This is a genomic window from Streptomyces sp. NPDC008317, assembly GCF_042955955.1.
In the GTDB taxonomy this organism is placed as follows: domain Bacteria; phylum Actinomycetota; class Actinomycetes; order Streptomycetales; family Streptomycetaceae; genus Actinacidiphila.
On record NZ_JBIBFQ010000010.1, the window covers coordinates 309,985 to 332,173 of the forward strand.

At 72.5% G+C, this 22,189-nt stretch carries 20 protein-coding genes; 13 read left to right on the forward strand and 7 right to left on the reverse strand.

Features of this window, described 5'->3' with window-relative positions; all coding sequences use genetic code 11:
* Positions 1-25: 25 nt before the first annotated feature.
* Both dxs and ACFY9V_RS30035 read left to right on the forward strand, forming a co-directional pair.
* Positions 26-2,038 (forward strand): 1-deoxy-D-xylulose-5-phosphate synthase, encoded by a 2,013-nt coding sequence (dxs, locus tag ACFY9V_RS30030; RefSeq protein ID WP_391163743.1) that lies wholly within the window; start codon positions 26-28, stop codon positions 2,036-2,038.
* Entirely contained in the window at positions 2,025-3,479 is a 1,455-nt protein-coding gene (locus tag ACFY9V_RS30035; RefSeq protein ID WP_355342852.1) for an aspartate aminotransferase family protein, read from the forward strand. The genes dxs and ACFY9V_RS30035 overlap by 14 nt, the downstream gene beginning before the upstream one ends.
* 62 nt (positions 3,480-3,541) lie before the next feature.
* Here the strand turns inward: ACFY9V_RS30035 and ACFY9V_RS30040 are convergent, their stop codons facing one another.
* Entirely contained in the window at positions 3,542-4,399 is an 858-nt protein-coding gene (locus ACFY9V_RS30040) for a tyrosine-protein phosphatase (protein WP_391163744.1), read from the reverse strand.
* A gap of 214 nt (positions 4,400-4,613) precedes the next feature.
* Between ACFY9V_RS30040 and ACFY9V_RS30045 the strand changes: the two genes are divergently transcribed.
* Positions 4,614-5,405, forward strand: coding sequence for an SGNH/GDSL hydrolase family protein (locus ACFY9V_RS30045; protein ID WP_355342849.1), 792 nt, complete (start codon positions 4,614-4,616; stop codon positions 5,403-5,405).
* On the opposite strand, the gene ACFY9V_RS30050 is transcribed toward ACFY9V_RS30045, so the two are convergent.
* Positions 5,406-5,867 (reverse strand): ATP-binding protein, encoded by a 462-nt coding sequence (locus ACFY9V_RS30050; protein WP_355342846.1) that lies wholly within the window; start codon positions 5,865-5,867, stop codon positions 5,406-5,408.
* Positions 5,868-6,045: 178 nt separating this feature from the next.
* Here ACFY9V_RS30050 and ACFY9V_RS30055 point away from each other — a divergent pair, with 178 nt between their 5' ends.
* The 5 genes from ACFY9V_RS30055 to ACFY9V_RS30075 all read left to right on the forward strand — a co-directional run bounded on the left by ACFY9V_RS30055 (position 6,046) and on the right by ACFY9V_RS30075 (position 9,163).
* A complete protein-coding gene (locus ACFY9V_RS30055) occupies positions 6,046-6,870 on the forward strand; it encodes a helix-turn-helix transcriptional regulator (protein ID WP_355342885.1) in 825 nt (274 codons plus the stop codon).
* A gap of 105 nt (positions 6,871-6,975) precedes the next feature.
* On the forward strand, positions 6,976-7,191 hold the full coding sequence (locus ACFY9V_RS30060; protein WP_355342882.1) for a DUF397 domain-containing protein: 216 nt from the start codon (positions 6,976-6,978) through the stop codon (positions 7,189-7,191).
* A gap of 121 nt (positions 7,192-7,312) precedes the next feature.
* The gene (locus ACFY9V_RS30065; protein WP_391163745.1) at positions 7,313-8,119 is read left to right on the forward strand and encodes an SAM-dependent methyltransferase; all 807 of its coding nucleotides are present in this window, start codon (positions 7,313-7,315) and stop codon (positions 8,117-8,119) included.
* A 70-nt stretch (positions 8,120-8,189) separates the two neighbouring features.
* On the forward strand, positions 8,190-8,969 hold the full coding sequence (locus ACFY9V_RS30070; protein WP_391163747.1) for a helix-turn-helix domain-containing protein: 780 nt from the start codon (positions 8,190-8,192) through the stop codon (positions 8,967-8,969).
* Positions 8,966-9,163: a DUF6126 family protein gene (locus ACFY9V_RS30075; RefSeq protein WP_355342840.1), complete on the forward strand. Its 198-nt coding sequence runs from the start codon at positions 8,966-8,968 to the stop codon at positions 9,161-9,163. Before ACFY9V_RS30070 ends, ACFY9V_RS30075 begins: the two co-directional genes overlap by 4 nt.
* 76 nt (positions 9,164-9,239) lie before the next feature.
* On the opposite strand, the gene ACFY9V_RS30080 is transcribed toward ACFY9V_RS30075, so the two are convergent.
* Entirely contained in the window at positions 9,240-10,274 is a 1,035-nt protein-coding gene (locus tag ACFY9V_RS30080; protein WP_391163748.1) for a saccharopine dehydrogenase NADP-binding domain-containing protein, read from the reverse strand.
* A 102-nt stretch (positions 10,275-10,376) separates the two neighbouring features.
* On the opposite strand from ACFY9V_RS30080, the gene ACFY9V_RS30085 reads away from it, so the two are divergent.
* The 4 genes from ACFY9V_RS30085 to ACFY9V_RS30100 all read left to right on the forward strand — a co-directional run bounded on the left by ACFY9V_RS30085 (position 10,377) and on the right by ACFY9V_RS30100 (position 15,387).
* A complete protein-coding gene (locus ACFY9V_RS30085; protein ID WP_355342836.1) occupies positions 10,377-10,637 on the forward strand; it encodes a DUF5302 domain-containing protein in 261 nt (86 codons plus the stop codon).
* A gap of 188 nt (positions 10,638-10,825) precedes the next feature.
* Positions 10,826-12,844 (forward strand): M3 family metallopeptidase, encoded by a 2,019-nt coding sequence (locus ACFY9V_RS30090; protein WP_391163749.1) that lies wholly within the window; start codon positions 10,826-10,828, stop codon positions 12,842-12,844.
* Between the two features lie 67 nt (positions 12,845-12,911).
* Positions 12,912-13,859 (forward strand): GNAT family N-acetyltransferase, encoded by a 948-nt coding sequence (locus tag ACFY9V_RS30095; protein WP_391163750.1) that lies wholly within the window; start codon positions 12,912-12,914, stop codon positions 13,857-13,859.
* A 190-nt stretch (positions 13,860-14,049) separates the two neighbouring features.
* Positions 14,050-15,387 (forward strand): MBL fold metallo-hydrolase, encoded by a 1,338-nt coding sequence (locus ACFY9V_RS30100; protein WP_391163751.1) that lies wholly within the window; start codon positions 14,050-14,052, stop codon positions 15,385-15,387.
* Here ACFY9V_RS30100 and ACFY9V_RS30105 read toward each other — a convergent pair.
* On the reverse strand, positions 15,363-15,983 hold the full coding sequence (locus tag ACFY9V_RS30105) for a GNAT family N-acetyltransferase (protein WP_391163752.1): 621 nt from the start codon (positions 15,981-15,983) through the stop codon (positions 15,363-15,365). The two genes, ACFY9V_RS30100 and ACFY9V_RS30105, sit on opposite strands and share 25 nt — an antisense overlap.
* Positions 15,980-18,970, reverse strand: a complete 2,991-nt coding sequence (locus ACFY9V_RS30110) for a glycoside hydrolase family 2 TIM barrel-domain containing protein (RefSeq protein ID WP_391163753.1) — start codon at positions 18,968-18,970, stop codon at positions 15,980-15,982. Before ACFY9V_RS30110 ends, ACFY9V_RS30105 begins: the two co-directional genes overlap by 4 nt.
* Before the next feature lie 356 nt (positions 18,971-19,326).
* On the opposite strand from ACFY9V_RS30110, the gene ACFY9V_RS30115 reads away from it, so the two are divergent.
* Positions 19,327-20,082 (forward strand): hypothetical protein, encoded by a 756-nt coding sequence (locus ACFY9V_RS30115; RefSeq protein WP_391163754.1) that lies wholly within the window; start codon positions 19,327-19,329, stop codon positions 20,080-20,082.
* 280 nt (positions 20,083-20,362) lie between these two features.
* On the opposite strand, the gene ACFY9V_RS30120 is transcribed toward ACFY9V_RS30115, so the two are convergent.
* Both ACFY9V_RS30120 and ACFY9V_RS30125 read right to left on the reverse strand, forming a co-directional pair.
* On the reverse strand, positions 20,363-21,265 hold the full coding sequence (locus ACFY9V_RS30120; RefSeq protein ID WP_355342876.1) for a transketolase C-terminal domain-containing protein: 903 nt from the start codon (positions 21,263-21,265) through the stop codon (positions 20,363-20,365).
* A 172-nt stretch (positions 21,266-21,437) separates the two neighbouring features.
* Positions 21,438-22,157, reverse strand: a complete 720-nt coding sequence (locus ACFY9V_RS30125) for a transketolase (RefSeq protein ID WP_391163778.1) — start codon at positions 22,155-22,157, stop codon at positions 21,438-21,440.
* Positions 22,158-22,189 lie beyond the last annotated feature (32 nt).

Here is a 22,189-nt window from a genome sequence, read left to right on the forward strand (position 1 = left end):
CCGGCAGGGGGAACGAGGTCCACTTATGTCGATGCTGGAGAACATCCGAAGCCCGCGCGACCTGAAGGCACTGCCCGAAGGCCGGCTCGACGAACTGGCCGCCGACATCCGGCAGTTCCTGGTCCAGGCCGTGGCCAGGACCGGCGGCCACCTGGGACCGAATCTGGGGGTGGTGGAGCTGACGATCGCGCTCCACCGCGTCTTCGACTCGCCCGCCGACCGGATCCTGTGGGACACCGGCCACCAGTCCTACGTCCACAAACTGCTCACCGGCCGCCAGGACTTCTCCAAACTGCGCAGCAAGGGCGGCCTGTCCGGCTACCCCTGCCGCGCCGAGTCCGAGCACGACGTGATCGAGAACAGCCACGCCTCCACCGTCCTCGGCTGGGCCGACGGCCTCGCCAAGGCCAACCAGATCAAGGGCGGCGACGACCATGTGGTCGCCGTCATCGGCGACGGCGCGCTCACCGGCGGCATGGCCTGGGAGGCGCTGAACAACATCGCCGCGGGCCGGGACCGCCCGCTGATCATCGTCGTCAACGACAACGAGCGGTCGTACGCCCCGACCATCGGCGGTCTGGCCAACCACCTCACCACGCTGCGCACCACCGACGGCTACGAACGCTTCCTGTCCTGGGGCAAGAGCGTCCTCCAGCAGACCCCGGTCATCGGGCAGCCGCTCTACGAGTCGCTGCACGGCGCGAAGAAGGGCTTCAAGGACTCCTTCGCCCCGCAGGGCATGTTCGAGGACCTGGGCCTGAAGTACGTCGGCCCGATCGACGGCCACGACATCGCCGCCGTCGAGACCGCGCTGCGCCGCGCCAAGCGGTTCAGCGGCCCGGTGCTGGTGCACTGCCTCACCGAGAAGGGCCGCGGCTACCCGGCCGCCGAGCAGGACGAGGCGGACCGCTTCCACACCGTCGGCGCGATCAACCCGCTCACCGGCCGCCCGCTCGCCCCGGTCGGCGGCCCGTCGTGGACCTCCGTCTTCGGCAAGGAGATGGTCCGGGTCGGCGCCGAGCGGCCCGACGTCGTGGCGATCACCGCGGCCATGCTGCAACCGGTCGGACTCGAAGCCTTCGCGAAGGCGTACCCGCACCGGGTCTACGACGTCGGCATCGCCGAACAGCACGCCGCGACCTCGGCCGCGGGCCTGGCCACCGGCGGACTGCACCCGGTGGTCGCGGTCTACGCGACCTTCCTCAACCGCGCCTTCGACCAGGTCCTGATGGACGTGGCCCTGCACAAGTGCGGAGTCACCTTCGTCCTCGACCGGGCCGGGGTGACCGGGGTCGACGGCGCCTCGCACAACGGCATGTGGGATATGTCGATCCTCCAGGTCGTGCCGGGGCTGCGGATCGCCGCGCCGCGCGACGCCGACCAACTGCGGGCCCAACTGCGCGAAGCCCTCGACGTGGACGACGCGCCCACCGTGATCCGCTTCCCGAAGGAGACCGTCGGCGAGCCGCTGCCCGCCGTCGACCGGGTCGGCGGCATGGACGTGCTGCACCGGCCGTCCGAGGGCGAGACGTCCGATGTGCTGCTGGTCTCGGTCGGCGCGCTCGGCGCCACCTGCCTGTCGGTCGCGGAACTGCTGGCCGGCCGAGGTATCGGCGTCACCGTCGTCGACCCGCGCTGGGTCAAGCCGGTCGACCCGGCGCTGCCCGAACTGGCCGCGCGCCACCGCATGGTGGCCGTCGTGGAGGACAACGGCCGCGCGGGCGGCGTCGGTTCGACCGTCGCGCAGGCGCTGCGCGACGCGGGTGTGGACGTGCCGCTGCGCGACTTCGGCATCCCGCAGCAGTTCCTCGCGCACGCCAAGCGCGCCGAGGTGCTGGCCGACATCGGACTGACCCCCGCCGAGATCGCGGGTCGGATCGGCGCGGCCCTGACCCGTATCGACACCCGTACCGACACCCGGAACGGCGGCGCGCGTACGGTGACGGTCGGGGAACCGGCCGGGGCCGCGGACGACACCGCGCGGGAGGCCGTACCCATTCACGTACGCAAGGAGCAGGTGAGCGATGACATCGTCTGAGAGCAGCGTGGGCGAAGGGCCCGCCCCGCAGGCCGGCGGCGGCGAAGTGCCCGGCCCGGCCAAGGGGTTCGACCTGGCGACGCTGCTCGCCGAGCGCGGCGGCGAGCGCTACGACCTGCACGCCAAGCACCTGAACCACCAGCTTCCGCGGATGCTGCACACCATCGGCTTCGACAAGGTCTACGAGCGGGCCGAGGGCGCGCACTTCTGGGACGCCGACGGCAACGACTACCTGGACATGCTCGCCGGATTCGGCGTGATGGGCGTCGGACGCCACCACCCGGTGGTCCGCAAGGCGCTGCACGACGTGCTCGACGCGGGGCTCGCGGACCTGACCCGCTTCGACTGCCAGCCGCTGCCCGGCCTGCTCGCCGAGAAGCTGCTCGCCCACTCGCCGCACCTGGACCGGGTGTTCTTCGGCAACAGCGGCACCGAGGCCGTCGAGACCGCGCTGAAATTCGCCCGGTACGCCACCGGCAAGACGCGCGTCCTGTACTGCAAGCACTCCTTCCACGGGCTGACCACCGGGTCGCTGTCCGTCAACGGCGAGGCCGGATTCCAGGACGGCTTCGCACCACTGCTGCCCGACACCCCGATCGAGGTGGGCGATCTCGAAGCGCTCGCACGGGAGTTGAAGCGCGGCGACGTGGCCGCGATGATCATCGAGCCGATCCAGGGCCACGGCGTCTACATCCCGCCGCCCGGATACCTGCGCGCCGCCCAGGAGTTGCTGCACAAGCACAAGGCGCTGCTCATCTGCGACGAGGTGCAGACCGGCATCGGCCGCACCGGCACCTTCTACGCCTACCAGCAGGAGGAGGGCGTCGAGCCCGACCTGCTGACCGTCGCCAAGACGCTCTCCGGCGGATACGTGCCGGTCGGCGCCACGCTCGGCAAGGACTGGATCTTCAAGAAGGTCTACTCCTCCATGGACCGGGTGCTGGTGCACTCCGCCAGCTTCGGGTCCAACGCCCAGGCGATGGCGGCGGGACTGGCCACGCTGTCGGTGGTGGAGGACGAGCGGCTGGTCGAGAACTCCCGGCTGATGGGCGACCTGCTGCGCACCCGGCTGGCCGCGCTCACCGACCAGTACGAGTTCCTGAAGGACGTCCGCGGTCGCGGCCTGATGGTCGGCATCGAATTCGGCCGCCCCAAGTCGCTCGGCCTGCGCAGCCGTTGGACGATGCTCCAGGCCGCCCGCAAGGGGCTCTTCGCGCAGATGGTCGTGGTGCCGCTGCTCCAGCGGCACCACATCCTCACCCAGGTCTCCGGCGACCACGTCGAGGTCATCAAGCTGATCCCGCCGCTGGTCGTGAACGAGGCGGACGTCGACCGCTTCGTGACGGCCTTCACCGCCGTCATGGACGACGCGCACGGCGGGGGCGGCCTGATGTGGGACTTCGGCCGCACGCTGGTCAAGCAGGCGGTCGCCAACCGCTGAGGCGCACCGCCGGGACACGGACGGGGGCCCGTACGCCGCGCGTACGGGCCCCCGGAGATCTCTCAGTCCGTCAGCAGCACGTCCCGCAGCCGCTCGCGCCGCTCCTTCGTCAGGCCCAGGCCCTCCTCCAGATAGCGGTCGACCGAGCCCCACTCCTCGTCGATGGTCTCGAAGGCGGCCCGCAGGTACTCCGCCCGCGCCTCGAAGAGCGGGTCGAGCAGCGCCATCACCGCCGGGTCGATCTCGGAGCCGGTGCTGCCGTCGCCGCGGCGCACCCGGTAGCGGCGGTGCGGCGCGTTGCTCTCCAGGTAGTCCGCCTCGATGGCGGCGCGCTCGACGCCCAGCGCCAGCAGGATGATCGCGATCGACGTACCCGCGCGGTCCTTGCCCGCGGCGCAGTGCAGCAGCGCGGGGACGGCCGGGTCGGCGGGCTCGGTGAGCAGTTCGAGCATCCGGGCGTGCTCCGCGGTGCGCTCGCGGATCAGCGTGCGGTAGGACTGCGCCATCCGCTCCGCGGCGCGCCCCTCGCCCAGCACCTCCTCCAGCGCGGCCAGGTCGCCGTTGCGGACGGTGTGCCAGAAACCGGCGTTGTTGTTGTTCGCCGGGTCGCTGAGCGGGAGGTTCACATTGACGGTGCCCGGCAGGTCGACGTCCGGGCCCTCGACGCGGATGTCGTCCCGGTTGCGGAAGTCGAAGATCGTGTGCAGGCCGAGCCCGGTGAGGAACGCGATGGCGTCGGCGTCGGCGTGCGCGAGGTGACCGCTGCGGAACAGCACGCCCGGCCGTACCCGGCGCCCGTCCGTCGTGGGCAGACCCCCGACGTCCCGGAAATTCCGCACACCGGTCAGTGCGGGCTCTGACAGCGCCTCGGCTATCGGCTCGGATCCGGTCGGGTCGGTCCGCGGCAATTCCTGCGTCACCGGTGATCCTCCTACCTCTCATACGTCGCGACCTGGGGCACTGCCGACGATACGGCAGCGCGGAGCACCACGTACCGAACGGTATGTGTCCGGTGCGCCGTCACCCGGCGGCGTATTCCTTCCTGGCGGCTTTGACCTGGTGGGATGAATCACGTCGCGTCAACCCCTCCTTACGGTCGCGTAAGTCACACCCGGAGGAGAAAGATGGTCCGACGTGGCTGACGATTCGCAAACAGACGACAACGGTGCGATCGGGTCGTACACCGCGGTGGGGGACAGCTTCACCGAAGGCGTCGGCGACCCCGGTCCTGACGGTATGTACGTGGGCTGGGCCGACCGCCTGGCCGTACTCCTCGCCGACCGGCGCGAGGAACACACCTTCCGCTACGCCAATCTCGCGGTCCGCGGCCGGCTGCTCGACCAGATCGTGGCCGAGCAGGTGCCGCGCGCCAAGGAACTCGCTCCCGACCTGGTGACCTTCTGCGCCGGGGGCAACGACATCCTGCGCCCCGGCGGTGACCCCGACGCCATCGCCGAGCGCTTCGAGGCCGCCGTCGCCGATCTCAGCGGCGCCGTCGGCACGGTGCTGGTCTGTACGGGCTTCGACACCCGCGACGTACCCGTGCTGCGGCACCTGCGCGGCAAGATCGCCACGTACACCGCGCATGTCAGGTCCATCGCCGACCGCTACGACTGTCCGGTGCTCGACCTGTGGTCGCTGCGTTCGGTGCAGGACCGCAGGGCCTGGAGCGACGACCGGCTCCACCTGTCGCCCGAGGGGCACACCAGGGTCGCGCTGCGCGCCGCGCAGGTGCTCGGCCTCGACGTGCCCGCCGACCCCGACCAGGCGTGGCCGCCGCTGTCCCAGCGGCCGGCCTCCGCGGTGCGCAAGGACAACATCCAGTGGGCCAGGGAGTATCTGGTGCCGTGGATCGGACGGCGGCTGCGCGGGGAGTCCTCCGGCGACGACGTCGAGCCGAAGCGGCCCGATCTGCTGCCGCTGTAGCTAACACGAGGGCGCGGGGTGTACGGCCAGTTCGGCCCACACCACGCGCCCTGTCCCGTCTTCCGCGGGTTCCGATCCCCAGGCCGTCGCCAGCACGCTCACCAGGAGCAGTCCGCGACCGCCCTCCTCGTCCGCGCCCGCGTCGCACGGTTCGGGCCTGCTGGAGCCCCGGCCCTGGTCGGTCACTTCCAGCCGTATCACCGCGCCGCGCTGGTGCACGACGCAGGTGATCTTCTCGCTGTCGGTGTGCCGCACCGCGTTGGTGAACAGTTCGGTCACCACCAGGCTCGCGTCGTCCACCAGTTCGGGGCACACGTTCCACTCGCTCAGCCGGTCGCGTATCCGGCCCCGGGCGTCGGCCACCGAAGCGCTCTGCGCGGGCAGCCGAAAGACGTCGTGGCGGCCACAGCCGCCACCGGTGTCATGGCGCTCGCGTCGGAGAGCGTTGGGTGAAGGAACCACTCCGTAACTATGGGGCTCGTGCCGGACACATGGCAAGGTCCGTTCTGTAATTTGCAAATTCAACAGAACACGCTGTCGCTGACGCTGACGACATGCCACACTGCTTATCAGTCAAGGGAGTTGGGGGTTGAGCCACGTGATGGACCCGCGGCCGGGCGGCGCTCCGACCGTCCTGCGCATGGTGCTCGGCAAGCGACTCCAGGACCTCCGCGAGCGGGCCGGGCTCAGCTTCGAACAGGCCGGGCAGGCCCTCGATGTCACCCACGCCACGATCCGGCGGATGGAAAAGGCCGAAGTCGGGCTGAAGATCCCCTATGTCGAAAAACTCCTGATCACCTACGGAATCACCACTCCCGAGGAGATCGGCGGCTTCCTGGCCCTGGCCCGCGAGGCCAACCGGCCCGGCTGGTGGCACAGCTTCCGCGACGTCCTGCCGGACTGGTTCAGCGCCTTCGTCAGCCTGGAGGGCGAGGCCACCGTCATCCGCGCCTACGAGCCGCACTACGTGCCCGGCCTGCTCCAGACCCCCGCGTACGCGCGCGCCGTACTGCGCGCGGGGATGCCGCACGCGGCGGCCGAGGAGATAGACCGCCTGGTCGAACTGCGCGTCGAGCGCCAGACGCTGGTCCGCAAGCACGAGGCCCCGCTGCTGTGGGTCGTCATGGACGAGACCGTGCTGCGCCGCCCCATCGGCGGCCGGCGGGTGATGCGCGAGCAGATCGACGCCCTCGCCGAGGCGACCGAGCTGCCGAACGTGCGCCTCCAGGTCATCCCGTTCGCCTCCGGCCCGCACCCCGCCATGTACGGGCCCTTCCACATCTTCCGGTTCCAGCTCCAGGAGATCCCGGACATCGCCTACGCGGAGAGCCTGGTGGGCGGCGTCTACTTCGACGAGCGGGACGACGTGTCCACCTTCCTGGAGGCACTCGACCGGATGTGCGCGCAGGCCGCGCCGGCACAGAGCACCAAGGCCATCCTCGATGGCATGCGCAAGGAGATCTGAACCATGGATCGCGTCAGCAACGACGGCGTGTACGGGTACGGCGACATCTACGACACCGTGCACGACGCCGCCCACGGCAGACATCACGACGGCATCTACAACGGAATGCCCGCCACCGAACTCGGTCCCGACGGGTGGCGCAAACCCTGGAGCGGCGGCAACGGCGGCTCCTGCGTGGAAGCGAAACGCCTGAACGACGGACGGGTGGCGCTGCGCCAGTCGACCGACCCCGACGGTCCGGCGCTGATCTACACCAATCACGAGATCACCACCTTCATCCAGGGCGCCAAGGCGGGCGAAGCGGATTTCCTCCTCGGATGAGCACCACGCACGAAGGACCGCGTGTCACCCACGCGCGAAGCGCCGCGTACGACGCGGGACGCACCACCTATGACGCACAGAACACAGCGGCACAGCAGAAGCGAAGGAAGCGGAGGACGGCGTGACCGACCAGGGATTCCCCGTCGACGAGATAGACACCAGCAAACCGCATCCTGCCCGTATGTACGACTACTTCCTCGGTGGTTGGGACAACTACGAGGTGGACCGGGAAGCCGCTCAGCGTGTCCTCGACGTCGCCCCGGACGTGGTCCTGGGCGCCCGCGCCAACCGCGCGTTCCTGAGCAGAGCCGTCCGCCACCTGGTGGAGGGCGGAATCCGGCAGATCATCGACATCGGCACCGGCATACCCACCTCGCCGAACACCCACGAGGTCGCGCACTCGGTCTCGCCCGACGTCCGGATCGCCTACATCGACAACGACCCGATCGTGGCCACCCACGCCGGGGCGCGGCTGATCGGCACCGGCAACACCGGCTTCTTCCTCGGGGACATGCGCGATCCGCGCACGATCCTGGAGCACCCCACCATCAGCGAACTGATCGACTTCGACGAGCCGGTCGCGCTGCTGCTGGTGTCGGTGCTGCACTTCGTCACCGACGCCGAGGACCCGGCAGGCATGCTCGGCACGCTGCGCGAGGCGCTGCCGGCCGGCAGCTACCTGGTGCTCTCGCACGCCACCGCGGACTTCCACACCGACGTGGCGCCCGAGGTGATGGAGGTCTACAAGAAGGCCACCGCCTCGCTGACCGCCCGCAGCCACGCCGACGTGCTCGCCTTCTTCGACGGGTACGACCTCATCGAGCCCGGTCTGGTCCAGGTCCCGCTCTGGCACCCGGAGGGCCCGGAGCTCAAGCCCGCCGAGCTGCGCAAGATCGGGGTCTACGGGGGCATCGGCCGCAAGCGCTGATCACCGCGGGTTTTTGCCTCTGAGGTAACTCGTTTGCCTGAGAGGCAAGCCGTGCTGTTCCATGGAAGACATGGACGCCACCCACGGCACGGACATCCTCGACTCCGTGGACAGTGCGCCACCCCCGGGTGCGCTGTCCACGGACCATCTCGTCCTCGCGCCCCGCCTGCGGGACCGGCGACGCGCCAGCGGCCTCACCCTGGAGACCGCCGCCCGACGGCTTGAGCTGTCCGCGGCCCATCTGTCCCGGCTGGAGTCCGGCCTGCGCCAGCCCTCGCTGCCGGTCCTGCTCGGCCTGGCCCGGCTCTACGGCACCACCGTCTCCGACCTGCTGGGCGAGACGGAGGCCGAGCCGGATCCCATCGTACGCGGCGACCGTATGACGGCCGTGCCCGCGGGCGGCTGGACGTACTGGCGGGCGGGCGGCACCGGCCGCGCGATGCAGGCGCTGCGCGTGCACATACCCTCGGGCGCCCAGCGCGCGCTCGTCCGCGTCCACCCCGGCGAGGAGTGGCTGTACGTGACCGGGGGCACGCTGCTGCTCAGCCTCGGCGACCGCGGCCACACCCTGGGTGCGGGGGACTCCGCGCACTTCGACTCGCTGGTGCCGCACCGGCTGGAGGCGGCGGACGCCGGGGGAGTGGACCTGCTGTTCGTCCACACCCTCATGCAGAGCGAGACCTCCGCCCTGTGCGTCAGCCCGCAGGACGCCGCCGCGGGCCCCGCGCCCGCCGACGCCCCGCGCATCGGTACCGGCCGCGCCGACCCCACGCGCGGCACCCACCAGGACCGTACGGATCAGCCCCGCGCACGTGCCCGGGGCGACGAGACCAGAGGAGCCCGGCGATGAGCGGCCAGAACCCGGCACCCGCCCCGACCCCCGAGCAGGTGCCCCCGCCCCGCTCGCTCGTGGTCGGCACCACCAACGGCAGCGAGAAGCGCAAGGAACGCGGCGTCGTCCTGCGCGTCCTGGTCTACGTCGTGGTCGCCCACGCGCTGGCCTTCTTCATCTGGCTGCTGTTCCTGGTCGGCAACCGCGGCTGAGCGGCCCCTGCGGGGTGGGACCGCCCGCCGTGTGAGGACACCGCGCCGCGTCAGGACACCGCGCCCGGCGCCGCGCTCAGCCCAGCGCCTCCACCGTGACCGTCACCCCGTCCAGCGTGCCCGCGTAGTCCGCGCCCAGCGCCAGCGACGGGGTCTGGAAGCCGGTCGGCAGCCCCGGCAGCCGCCCGATGATCCGCAGCACGGAATCGGCCGTCATGCCGTACGGGCCGGGTCCGGTGAGGGTCGCGGTCACCGTGTTGCCCGCCGCGTCGCGGGCACGGCCCCACACCTCGCTGCGGCTCCCGCTCAGGGCGCGCTCGCCGGGACCGCGCACCAGCTTGCCGACCACGCCCGCCAGCGCCCCGCGCAGCGGCCCGACCCGCAGCAGCCTGCTCGCGGCGAGCGCGGGCGTCGGTACGGGCACATAGGTGTACGTGGTCACGTCGGGAATGCCCGTCGAGTAGTAGGCGGTGCTGACATCGCCCCACGGGATCGACACGACCTTGCGGGTGCCGGAAGGGAAGGCGGCCTGCACCTGTCGGGAGCCGACCGGCACCGTACGGATCTCGCCGCCGGTACGGATCCTGCCGCCCACGCCCATGCCTTCGAGCGCGGTCCGCGCGGTACCGGGACTCGCCCCGCCGCCGATCAGGAAGGCGAGGTCGAGCTGGGTCGCGTCCGGCAGCCGGGCGGCGAGCAGCGCGGCGACGCAGTCGGTCGGCACCACGTCGAAGCCCGCGCCGGGCAGCAGGGTGATCCCGGCCTTCTCCGCGGGCGCGTCGAGCGCGTGCAGCGACTCGAAGACATCGATCTCACCGGTGATGTCCACATAGTGGGTACCGGAGTCGAGACAGGCGGTCGCCATCGGCAGCGCGGTGCGCGCGAACGGGCCCGCGCAGTGCGCCACCGTCTCCACGCCGTCCAGTCCATGGCGTATCGCGGCCGGGTCACCGAGACCGAACACCCGGTGTTCCAGGCCCAGTTCGGCGGCCAGCGGCACCAGTTTCGCGGCGTTGCGACCGGCCAGCACAGGGCGCTGTCCCAGTGCTGCGGCGCGGCGGGCGATCAAGCGGCCGGTGTAGCCGGTGGCGCCGTACAACAGCCAGGTCATCAGTCTGATCCTCCCCGGAAGTGGTGAACGGAACCGTACACGCGCCGTGTGCCCCGGCGATATCGGGTGGGCCGACGCCGTCCGGCATGCGACTCTGGTGGCATGACCGACCAAGAGCAGGAGGCCACCGTGGCCGCTGAAGCAGCACCGCAGGACGCCGCGGCGGAACCGGAGACCGATTCGGACGCCGAGGCGCAGGCGCCGGACGAGGACGAGGTGAAGCGGAAGTTCCGCGAGGCACTGGAGCGCAAGCAGAGCGCGCGCAAGGGATCCGCCTCGGGCGGCAACAACCAGTCCAAGATCCATGGCGCGCACGGCAAGGCCGGAGGACAGCGGGAATTCCGTCGCAAGAGTGGCGGCTGACACCGGGACCGTAGCCGCACGGCACCGCAGTCCCACCGTCGTACCGGCAGCACATCACCGTCCCGCCGCCGTACCGGCATCACATCGGCGCCCGCACAGGTCAGTGACCTGTGCGGGCGCTTTTCACGATCCGCGCGAGCGCTCGTCACGGCCTGACGGCGGGCAGGGCGCCGCGTAGGGTCGACGGGGTGACGACGAATCCGTTCCTCAGCCCGAGTCCGCTGCCGTACGAGCTGCCGCCGTTCGCCGACATCAGGGACGAGCACTACCTGCCCGCCTTCGAGCAGGGCCTGGCGGAGCACCTCGCGGAGGTCGAGGCCATCGCGGCCGACCCGGAGCCCGCGACCTTCGAGAACACCCTCGTCGCGCTGGAGCGTTCGGGCGCGCTGCTCGCCCGGGTGAGTGCCGCCTTCTTCAACCAGGCGTCCGCGCACATCACCCCCGCCGTGCAGGAGACCGAGTCGCGGATCAGCCCGCTGCTCGCCGCGCACAACGACGCCGTCCGCCTCAACCCCGGCCTCTACGCCCGGATCACGTCGCTGTACGAAACCCGCGACTCCCTCGGCCTCGACGCCGAGTCGCTGCGCCTGCTGGAGCGCTACCGCACCGCCTTCCAGCGCTCCGGCGCGGAGCTTGACGCGGACGGCCAGCGACGGCTGCGCGAGCTGAACGCCGAGATCGCCGCCGCCTCCACCGCCTTCGGCCAGAACATCGTCGCCGCCAGCAAGGCCGCCGCCCTCGTCCTCGACGACCCCGCCCAGCTCTCCGGCCTGTCCGCGGGCGCGATCGCCGCCGCGGCCGAGAACGGCACCGCGCTCGGCCACGACGGCTCCTACGTACTGAGCCTGCGCAACTTCTCGAACCAGCTCGAACTCGGCTCGCTGGACGACCGCGACGTGCGCCGCCGCCTGCTCACCGCGTCCCTGAACCGCGCCCAGGACACCAACGGCCCGCTCGCCGTCACCATCGCCACCCTGCGGGCCGAACGCGCCGCGCTGCTCGGCTACCCCAGCCACGCCGCGTACGTCGTCGCCGACCGCACCGCGGGCACCCCGCAGGCCGTCACCGACCTGCTCGACCGCCTGGTGCCGCCCGCTCTGGCCAACGCCGAGCGCGAGGCGGACGCCCTCACGGAACTGGCGGGCGGACCCGTCGAGGCATGGGACTGGTCGTACTACGCGGAGAAGGTCCGCAAGGAGCGCCACAACATCGACGAGGCCGCGCTGCGCCCGTACTTCGCGCTCGACAAGGTGCTGCACGACGGGGTCTTCCACGCCGCCCACGAGGTCTACGGCATCACCGTCACCGAACGCCCCGACCTGGTCGGCTACCACCCCGACGTCCGGGTCTTCGAGGTCTTCGACGCCGACGGCAGCCCCCTCGGCCTCTTCCTCGGCGACTTCTTCGCCCGCGCGTCCAAGCGCGGCGGGGCCTGGATGAATTCCCTGGTCAGCCAGTCGGAACTGCTGGGCAAGCGACCGGTGGTGGTCAACAACCACAACATCGCCAAGCCCGCGGCGGGCGAGCCCGCGCTGCTGACGTTCAGTCAGGTCGACACGCTCTTCCACGAGTTCGGGCACGCGCTGCACGGCCTGTTCTCCGCCGTCCGCTACCCGTACTTCTCCGGCACCAGCGTGCCGAGCGACTTCGTCGAATACCCCTCCCAGGTCAACGAGATGTGGTCGCTGTGGCCCTCGGTCCTGGAGCGCTACGCCGTCCACCACGAGACCGGCGAGCCGATGCCCGCCGACGTCGTCCACCGCATGCGGGACGCCGCCCGGTTCGGACAGGGCTTCACCACCGTCGAATACCTCGCCGCCGCCCTGCTCGACTGGGCCTGGCACACCCTGCCCGCGGGCACCGACCCCGGCGACGCGCTGGCGTTCGAGGCGGCGGCGCTCAAGAAGGCGGGACTGGCCCACCCCGCGATCCCGCCGCGCTACCGGACGACGTACTTCCAGCACATCTTCGCCAGCCAGTACAGCGCGGGCTACTACTCCTACATCTGGAGCGAGGTCCTGGACGCCGACACCGTCACCTGGTTCGAGGACAACGGCGGCCTGCGCCGCGCCAACGGCGACACCTTCCGCCGCGCGCTGCTCTCCAGGGGCGGCAGCGTCGACCCGATGGCGGCCTTCGCCGCCTTCCGCGGCCGGCCGCCGCGCACCGAGCCGCTGCTGGAGCGCCGGGGGCTGCTGACGCCGTGACCGCCCCGCGCGGCCGACGCCGGAAAACGGCGTGCGCGCGGCCCGGGGGCGGGGCCACCATGGGCCGATGAGCTGGACGATCACCGCGGACCTGACCGCGTTCGAGACCGAGGCGGGACCGTTCCTGCGGGAGCGCCCTGTGGAGAATTCGGTGCCGGTCACCGTCACCGCCGCGCTGCGCCGCCGCGGGCTCGACGCGTACGGCGGGCAGCCGCCGCTGTTCGGCTGGTGGCGCCCCGAACCCGGCGCCGCGGTCGCCGCGGCCTTCCTCCGTACGCCGCCGCATCCTCCGCTGCTGACCGGCGGCCCGCCGTCCGCGGCCGGTGAGCTGGCCGAGGTCTGGCCCGGCGAGGCTCCTGGCGGGGTGCGCGGCGAGCGCGAGAGCGCCGAGGCGTTCGGCGCGGCCTGGGCCGCGAGGACCGGCGCCGAGGTCACGGTCGAGCGCGCCATGCGGCTCTACCGGCTCGGGGGCCTCACCCCGCGCAGCCCCGCGCCGCCCGGCCGCGCCAGGGTCGCGGGCCCCGCCGACCGCGAGCTGCTGCTGCGCTGGCACCGCGCCTTCACCGTCGACATCGGCGAGCCGCCCGTGGACGACGAGCGGGCCATGGACGACGCCATCGCGCTCGGCGGACGCACCTTGTGGGAGCGGGACGGCGAGCCCGTCGCGATGGCCGGGAGGGCCGCCGACGCGGCGGACCCGTCGGGCACCGTCCGGGTGGTCGCCGTCTACACCCCGCCCGCGCACCGGGGCCACGGGTACGCGGGCGGCGCCACCGCGGCCGTCTCGCGCGCCGCGCTCGACGCGGGCGCCCGCGATGTCGTGCTCTTCGCCGACCTCGCCAATCCGGTCAGCAACGCGCTGTACCGGCATCTGGGGTTCCGGCCGGTCCGCGACCACGTGTCGCTGGCCTTCGGTGACGGGGATCGGGACGGGGACGGGGACGTGTCGGGCGGCGGGGGCGTGGAGTGCGGCGGGGCCTTGGTCGGCGGCGGGAGCGGCGAACCGGGGGAGTGACGCGAAACGGCCGTCGCGGCGGCCGGGCCACCGTAGGCGGATATGACGGCAGATGTGACACCGGGGACGGGGGAGAACCGGTGAAGGCGGCCCGGCCCGGGGCCTCGGCGCCCCGGCGGACGCGGCGGACCGCCGCATAATGGGTGGTGGCGGGACCCCGCCGCTCGTCGTCATCTGCTCTGGAGGACCCGTGACCGGCGCCGGCCGACAGCCGTCCCGCCTCGTGAAGATGCGCCCCCCGTCGTTCGGCGCGGACCCCACGGGCGCCCGGCTGGAACGCATCCTTTCCTCACCGAATTACGCGGACGGCGCCTTCGTCAACCCCGTCGGCGCCCGCAGCGTCCCCAGCGGCAGCATGTTCAAGGCGCTTCCGGCCAGTTTCCGCAAGGAGGCCAGGCAGCCGCGCAAGCCCGCGGGGCCGGTGCCCCTGCACCCCACCACGCTCGCCGACATCGCGCGCCCGCCCGCCTCCGGGCTGCGGCTGACCTGGATGGGCCACTCCACGGTGCTCGCCGAGATCGGCGGCAGGCGCGTGCTGTTCGACCCGGTGTGGGGCGAGCGCTGTTCGCCCTTCGCCTTCGCGGGCCCCAAGCGCGTGCACCCCGCGCCGGTCCCGCTGGAGTCGCTGACCGGCCTGGACGCGGTCGTCATCTCGCACGACCACTACGACCACCTGGACATGCCCTCCATCGTCGCGCTGGTCCGCAGCGACGCCGTCTTCGCGGTGCCGCTGGGTGTCGGCGCGCACCTGGAGCACTGGGGCGTACCGCCCGAGCGGCTGCGCGAGCTGGACTGGAACGAGTCCACGGAGATCGCGGGGCTCACCCTGACCGCCACCCCGGCCCGGCACTTCTGCGGACGCGGCCTGCGCGGTCGCCAGCAGACCCTGTGGGCGTCCTGGGCCGTCACCGACGGCACCCACCGCATCTACCACAGCGGCGACACCGGCTACTTCCCCGGCTTCGCGGACATCGGCGCGCAGCACGGCCCGTTCGACGCCACGATGATCCAGATCGGCGCCTACAGCGAGTACTGGCCCGACATCCACATGACCCCGGCCGAGGGGCTGCTGGCGCACAGCGACCTGTCGGGCGGCACGCCCGCGGGCACGATGCTGCCGATCCACTGGGCCACCTTCAACCTGGCCATGCACTCCTGGGCGGTGCCCGCCGAGGGCAGCGTCGCCGCCGCGCGCGAGACCGGGGCGAAGATCGCCACCCCGCGGCCCGGCGCGCCCTTCGAGCCCGCCGACGAACAGCCCGAGGACTGGTGGTGGCGGGCCGTCGCCATGCCGCCCGCGGGCGGCTGGCCCGAGCGGCCGGAGCACGCGGAGGGGACCGAGCGGATCAACGCACCGGACGGGTCGGAGACCGCCGAGGCTCCCGAGGCCGCCGGAAGCGTGGACGGGGACGCGGCGGCCGAGTCCGGGTCCGAGTCCGCTTCCGGGTCCGAGTCCGCTTCCGGCTCCGATTCCGAGGACGCCGGTCGTACGGACAGCGGCGACTACGAGGTGGCGCGGCCCAAGTAGGTCAGCTCCCCGGCGTCCGGCACCGCGATCTCGTGGAAGCCGAGCCGGTCGTAGAAGGCCCGCGCGGGAGCGTTGGCGGTGAGCATCCCCAGATGCACCGCCGATACGCCCCTGGCGGCCAGGGCGCCGAGGAACGCCTCCATCAACGCCCGCCCGTGGCCGCCGCGTTGGAAGTCCGGCAGCACATCGATGTGCAGATGCGCCGGATACGCGGCCAACTCCGGCTGCTGCGCCATCCGTTCCGGGTGGTGCAGCAGCACGGCCATCGTCTCGCTCGGCGTCCCCGGCTCCCCGGCCGGTTCGGGGAAGCGGTCCGCGACCGTCGGCAGCCACTCGTCGCGGAAGCGCTCGACGAAGGCCGCCGTGTCACCGGTGCCCAGCACGTAACCGACCGCCCGGCCGCACCCGTCGTCCAGCACGAAAGCCGCCTCCGGCTCCAGCACGGCGTACGGCGCCGCGAAGATCGCCCCCAGCAGCTCGTGGTCCCGCTCCGGATACCGCGCGCTCGCGTCCCCGCCCGCGTCAGCCGCGCGCAGGCAGATGTCGTACAGCGCGGGCAGGTCCTCCGGCCTGAACGGGCGTACCGCGGTGGTCACTCGGTCTCCAGAAGCGGGAGGTCCGCGGGCTCCTCGGGGTCAGCGGCGGCGGGCAGGCTCATGAAGGTGAACGCGAAGGCGGCGGGAGCCGCGCGCAGTTGGTGCCGGGGGAGTACGTCGGGGCCGCAGGCCGCGCTGCCCATGCCGTGCAGCGCGTGGTCGAGGTGCACCCACAGCACCTCGGAACGCGTCAACTCGTGGGTGTGCGTGGCCCGGTCGAGTTCCCCGGTGCTCCACGGACGGGCGGTGAACCAGAACGGCGGTTCGCCCTCCACGTGCAGCCCGGTGCCGTCCGCGCGGCGCAGCCGCGCCCACCGCACGTCCGCGCGTGCGCCGTTCTCCTGGGGGCGTACGTACGGCGTCTGGAGCCCGTCCACGGTGCCGGTGTACCGGCCGATCCGGGACGCGGCGCGCGTGTCGGGGTACGCCTCGCCGGGCCCGCCGCCGTACCACTCGACGCGGTCCAGGGTCCGGCACAGGCCGAGCCGTACCCCGAGCCGGGGGAGCGGCAGCGTCCAGTCGCCCTCGGGCGTGACCTCGACGCCCAGGCGCAGCCGGTCCCCGGTGGCCGTCCAGGTGTAGACGGTACGCAGCGCCAGGTCGGAGGAGGCCGGGGCGACCCGGGTGGTGACGGTGAGCGCGTCACCGCCGACGGCCACGGAGACGATCCGGTGCCGCATCCGGTCGAGACCCAACTCCCGCCACAGCCGGTCCAGTTGCCCCTCGGGATTCCAGTCCGCGCCGCGGTCGTTGTCGGTCGGGGCACGCCACACGTCCAGCACGGGTCCGGTGACCGCCGCGCCCTCCAGATAGCGCAGCGTGCCGTCCGCCGCGTCGAAGACGCCGGGGCCCAGCACGATCAGACCGCCCTCGGCGAGCCGCGGGGAGTGCGGATCGCCGACGCGCGCGGAGGCCGCGTCCGCCGGCGCGGGGGCCGCGAACTGCGTCCACGCCACCTCGTGACCCGACGGCGCCCACGCGGTGTCCTCGGCGAGCACCGCCCGCACCGTCCACCACCCCTCGCCGCGGCCCACCGTCCGCGCCGCCCGCGGCAGTTCGAGCACCGCGCTCTGCCCGGGGCTGAGCGACGGCACCTCGAACCGGCCCGCGTCGCTCCGCGCGCCCGCCACCTCGTACGACCAGCGGAACGCCAGATACGACAGGTCGGTGAAGTCGTGCAGATTGGTCACCGTGACCGTGCCGCGCTTCGCGTCGCCCTCGATCCTCACCGGCTCGACGACCTTCTTGTACTCGGTCAGCCCCGGTGACGGCGTGCGGTCGGGGAAGACCAGCCCGTCGCAGACGAAATTCCCGTCGTGCATCTCCTCGCCGAAGTCGCCCCCGTAGGCGAAGTACGACGTCCCGTCCGCGGTGCGCTGCCGCAGCCCGTGGTCGATCCACTCCCAGACGAAGCCGCCCTGGCAGCGCTCGTATGCCTCGAACAGCCGCTGGTACTCGCTGAGCCCGCCGGGCCCGTTGCCCATCGCGTGCGCGTACTCGCAGAGAATGAGGGGCAGTTCGCGCCGGTGCTTGTCCAACTCCGCGTCCGCCAGCGGCGGTTCCTCGCGGCGGCCGATCAGCTCGGTCTCGGCGTGGTTGGCGTACATCCGGGAGTAGACGTCGGTGTCGGCGCTGGTGAGGTCGCCCTCGTAGTGGATCGGCCGGGCCGGGTCACGGCGCCTGATCCAGTCCGCCATCGCGGAGAGCCCGGCGCCCGTGCCGCACTCGTTGCCCAGCGACCACATCACCACCGACGGATGGTTCTTGTCCCGCTCCACCATCCGCGCGGCCCGGTCCAGCAGCGCGGGCGTCCACCGCTCGTCGGCGACCGGGTTGCCGCGCCAGCCGACCACCTCGAAACCGTGCGTCTCCAGATCGCACTCGTCCATCACCCACATGCCCAGCTCGTCGCACAGGTCGAGGAAGGCCGGATGCGGCGGATAGTGGCTGGTGCGGACCGCGTTGATGTTGTGACGCTTCATCAGCAGCAGGTCGCGGCGCATCGTCTCGCCGTCCACCACCCGGCCGTGGTCGGGGTCGAACTCGTGCCGGTTCACCCCGCGCAGCAGAATCCGGCGGCCGTTGACCTTCAGCACACCGTCCTCCACCGCGACGGTCCTGAAGCCGATCCGCAGCGGTATCCGCTCGCCCTCGGTCGCCAACTCCGCGTCGTACAGCCGCGGTACCTCCGCCGACCACGGCTCCACCGGCACCGTCACCTCCTCACCGGTCGCCAGGTCGAGCCCCAACTCCGGTACGGTCACCGTCCCGCCCGGCTCGCAGTCCACCCGCAGCGTGCCCGTGCCGCTCGCGTGGTCGTAGCCGCAGTGCACGAAGAAGTCGGTCACCGCGCCCTCGGGCCGCTCGATCAGCGTCACATCGCGGAAGATGCCGGGCAGCCACCACTGGTCCTGGTCCTCCAAGTAGCTTCCGGACGACCACTGGTGGACCCGGACCGCCAGCACATTGCCGCGCGGGCGCAGCAGTTCGCCGACCTCGAACTCCACCGGCAGCCTGCTGCCCTTGAAGGTCCCCAGCTCCTGCCCGTTCAGCCACACCCGCGCGCACGAGTCGACACCGTCGAAACGCACCACCGCCGCGCCGCCCGGCCAGTCGTCCGGCAGGTCGAAGGCGCGCAGATGGTCACCGGTCGGATTCTCCGTCGGCACGTGCGGCGGGTCGACCGGGAACGGGAAACGGACGTCGGTGTACGCGGGCCGCCCGTACTCGTGCTCATGGGTGTGCCCCTGGAGCGGCCAGTGCGACGGCACCGTCACCGCGCCCCAGCGCGTCGCGTCGAACCCCGGCTGGGCGAAGGAGTCGTCCTCCGCGTCCGCCGTCGCCGACAGCCGGAAGCGCCAGGCGCCGCCGAGATTCACCCGCCGCGCGTCCGACACCGCCCACCACGCGCGCGGCGCGAGCGCGCCGGTGCCGGGCGACACATCCTCGTAGTACGGAACTACCCCGGACTGTGACGCGTCGCGCATCGTGCTGCTCCTCATGAGGATGCTGGTGGTGTGCCCGCTGTATCGCATGCGGCTGTACGGGTATGGGGCGGTATCGGGCTGTACGGCCGCCAGGCTCCGCGGCCCCCAACGGCGTTGGGACATGCCGGTGGCCTGGTCGGTCACGGATGATTCTCCTGAGATGAGGGCCCGCGTGGCTAGGGCCTGTCCGGGGGAGCGGGTCGGCTCCGCGCCGGGCGCGGCGGTGACGTACTGCCTTCCGCCGTAAGGGAGTTGGCGGTACCTGCCGATTTGACCGGCGTACGGCGGCGCTGGGAGCATGCCCGCCCGGGGCGCGGGGGGCGGACCCGTGGTGCGGACGAGGGGGGCGCTTCACCATGACGGACTTCACGACCGTTCACGTCGCGGCGGCGAATGCCGGGACCGGCCGGGGGCCGGCCGCGGCGGCCGAGCCGATCAGCGGGCTCAACGGCGGCTCCGCGCTCGTCCTCATCTCGGTGGTGGTCGTGGCCGTCGCAGCGGTCGCGGTGATACCGCTGATCATGGATGTGCGGCGGGCCACGGCCTGGCGCCAGCAGATCACCGACCGGCTGCTCGAGGACGCGGCCCGCGACCACGAGGTACGCGACCTGCTGCGCGACCTCCGCGAGCCGCGCGGCGTCCGCGGTCTGACCCGCAGCGTCATCGCCGTCCTCATCCTCGCGCTCGTCGCCTTCGCGCTGGCCGTCGCGATGCTGTCGTCGGGCGCCGACTCCGGCGACCTCCGCAAGACCATCGTCACCTCGCTGATGACCGTCCTCGCCACCGTCTCCGGCTTCTACTTCGGCTCGCTCGGCGCGCAGAACAGCGCGGAGGACGCGCGGCGGCAGGTGGGGCGGTCTTCTGCGGCGCCGCCGAAGCCGGGCGCCTCCGGCGGGGGTGCCGCCGGGGGGAGCGGCAAGGGGGCGGTGCCGCCCGCGCCGGGGTCGGGCGCGCCTGGTGGTCCGGGCGCTGCCGGGGCTCCTGGCGGTCCGGCTGCTCCAGCAGGTGCTGGCGCTTTCGAGGGCGGGCCCGCCGCCGCGCAGCCGACGCACTCGGCGGGCGTACCGCGGCAGGGGGCCGTACCGGCGCCGGACGGCGGGCACGGGGCCTGAGGGGTTCTCGCCGAGTCGACTCTAGGTCGGGAGCCGGGAGCCGGGAGCCGGGACCGGAGCCTGGCCCGGGACCGAGGCCGGGCGCGTACGGGCCGAGGCTTTCCCGACCGCGGCCGGGGCGGTACGGGGCCCCGAACTTTCCGACCGCGGCCGGGGTCAACGGCCCTCAGCTCCAGGCATTCGGACCGCGCCCCGGCTTTGCCGCCCGCGCCCCGGTCGTACGGTTCCGGCCTCGGTCCGCGGGCGGGCGGTGCCGCCCTCCGCCACGTCCCCTCGCGGGTCAGACCCGCAGGAACGCGTCGATCCGGGCCCGTAGCGACCGCGCGTCCAGGCCGTGCCCGGCGACATGCTCCTGCCAGGTGCCGTAGTGACGCAGTTCGGCGCGGCGGGTGCCGAGCGCGAGCACGCGGTGCGGGACGTCGGCCAGCGCCTCGGCGGCGTGCGCCGAGGACGTACCGGTGAGGTAGGGCTCCACGACGACGAGGTCGGCCGCATCGGTCCGAGCGGTCGCCTCCCGTACGGTCGCCGCGTCGAACGGCCGTACCGTCGAGGCGTACAGCACCGTCACATCGCGCCCGGCCGTCGCGTCGAGGACGGCGTCCAGCATGGGCCCGACGGCCAGGACGACCCCGGCGCGCCCTTCGCGCAGCACCTGGAAGCGGCCGGGCGAGACGGGTCGCGGCGCCACGTTCGAGTGATCGCTGAGCCGTACGTAGACGCGGCTGTCACCGTCCGCCGCCGCGTGCCGCAGCAGCGCGTCGGCCTCGTCGGGGTGCCCCGGCACATGGACGGTCCAGCCGTCGAGCGTGTCGAGCAGCGCGACGTCGCCCGGCGCCTGATGCGTACGCCCGCCCGCGGCGACGTCGTACGAGGCCCCCGCGCTGACCAGGACCGCGCCCACGCCCTGGTGCCCGATGTCGAGCTTGACCTGCTCGAAGGCCCGCTCGGTCAGGAAGCTCGCGAAGGTGTGCGCGATCGGCCGCAGCCCGGCGAGCGCCAGTCCGCCCGTCGCGCCGACCAGCAACTGCTCCCTGATCCCGACGTCGATCACCCGGTCGGGGTGGGCGCGGGCGGCGTCACTGAAGCGGTCCGAAGAGATCACGGCGAGGACGACGGCCAGCCGCGGATCGGAGTCGAGCAGTTCGGTGGTGACGGCGGCGAACCGCTCCCGCATGGTGTCCATGGAATCCCCAGTCATGTCGTTTCTTCGCCTGCCCTCAGTTGCGGTCTCGGTCGCGGTCGCGGTGTCGGCCTGTCCTCGGCCTCGGTCTCCGCATCGGCCTCGGTCTCGGCCGCTGTCGCTCGGGTGTCGACCTTCGGGTGACGTCGCTTGTCGTCGCCCGTGGACCCGGCGGTCACTTCGGCTCGACGCGGGCGACCACGGCGTGCGGCCGTCCCCGATGCGGCGCGGTGAACGCCTCGTACAGCGCGGCGTGGTCCCGGCCGTCCACGGTCACCGCGGACCAGCCCTCGGCGGCGAACCGCGAGGCCAGCCCGCCGGGCCAGCCGTACGTGGCCGAGGCGTTGTCGACCGCGACGACATGGAGCCGGTCGAGGCCGACCGCCCCCGCGTACTGCACGGCCTCGTGATTGCTGCCCTCGTCCATCTCGGCGTCGCCCACGAGCACCCATACCGCCGGTTCGTCCAGCCCCTGGGCCCGCAGCCCCAGCGCGCTGCCCACCCCCAGACCGAGCCCGTGCCCGAGCGACCCGGAACCGATCTCGACGCCCGGTACGAGCGTGCGGTCCGGGTGGTGGCCGAGCGGGGAGTCGTACGTCCCGAAACCGGCCAGCCACTCGTACGGGATGAAGCCCTTGGCGGCGAGAACGGCGTAGTACGCCATCGGGCCGTGGCCCTTCGACAGCAGGAAGCGGTCCCGGTCCGGGGCGTCGGCGCTCTCGGGCCCGACCCGCAGTACCCGGTCGTACAGCACCCACAGGACGTCGAGGGTGGACGTGGCGGCGGTGTCGTGCTTCTCGTCGCCGGTCATCCGCGACATCAGGTGGCGCAGGTCGTCGTACCCGTAGCGCTCGGGCTCTTCTGAGTGGCCGGACGGCCCGGTGCGGTGCGTCATCGTCATGGGACGACCTTGCAACTTCAAGCCGA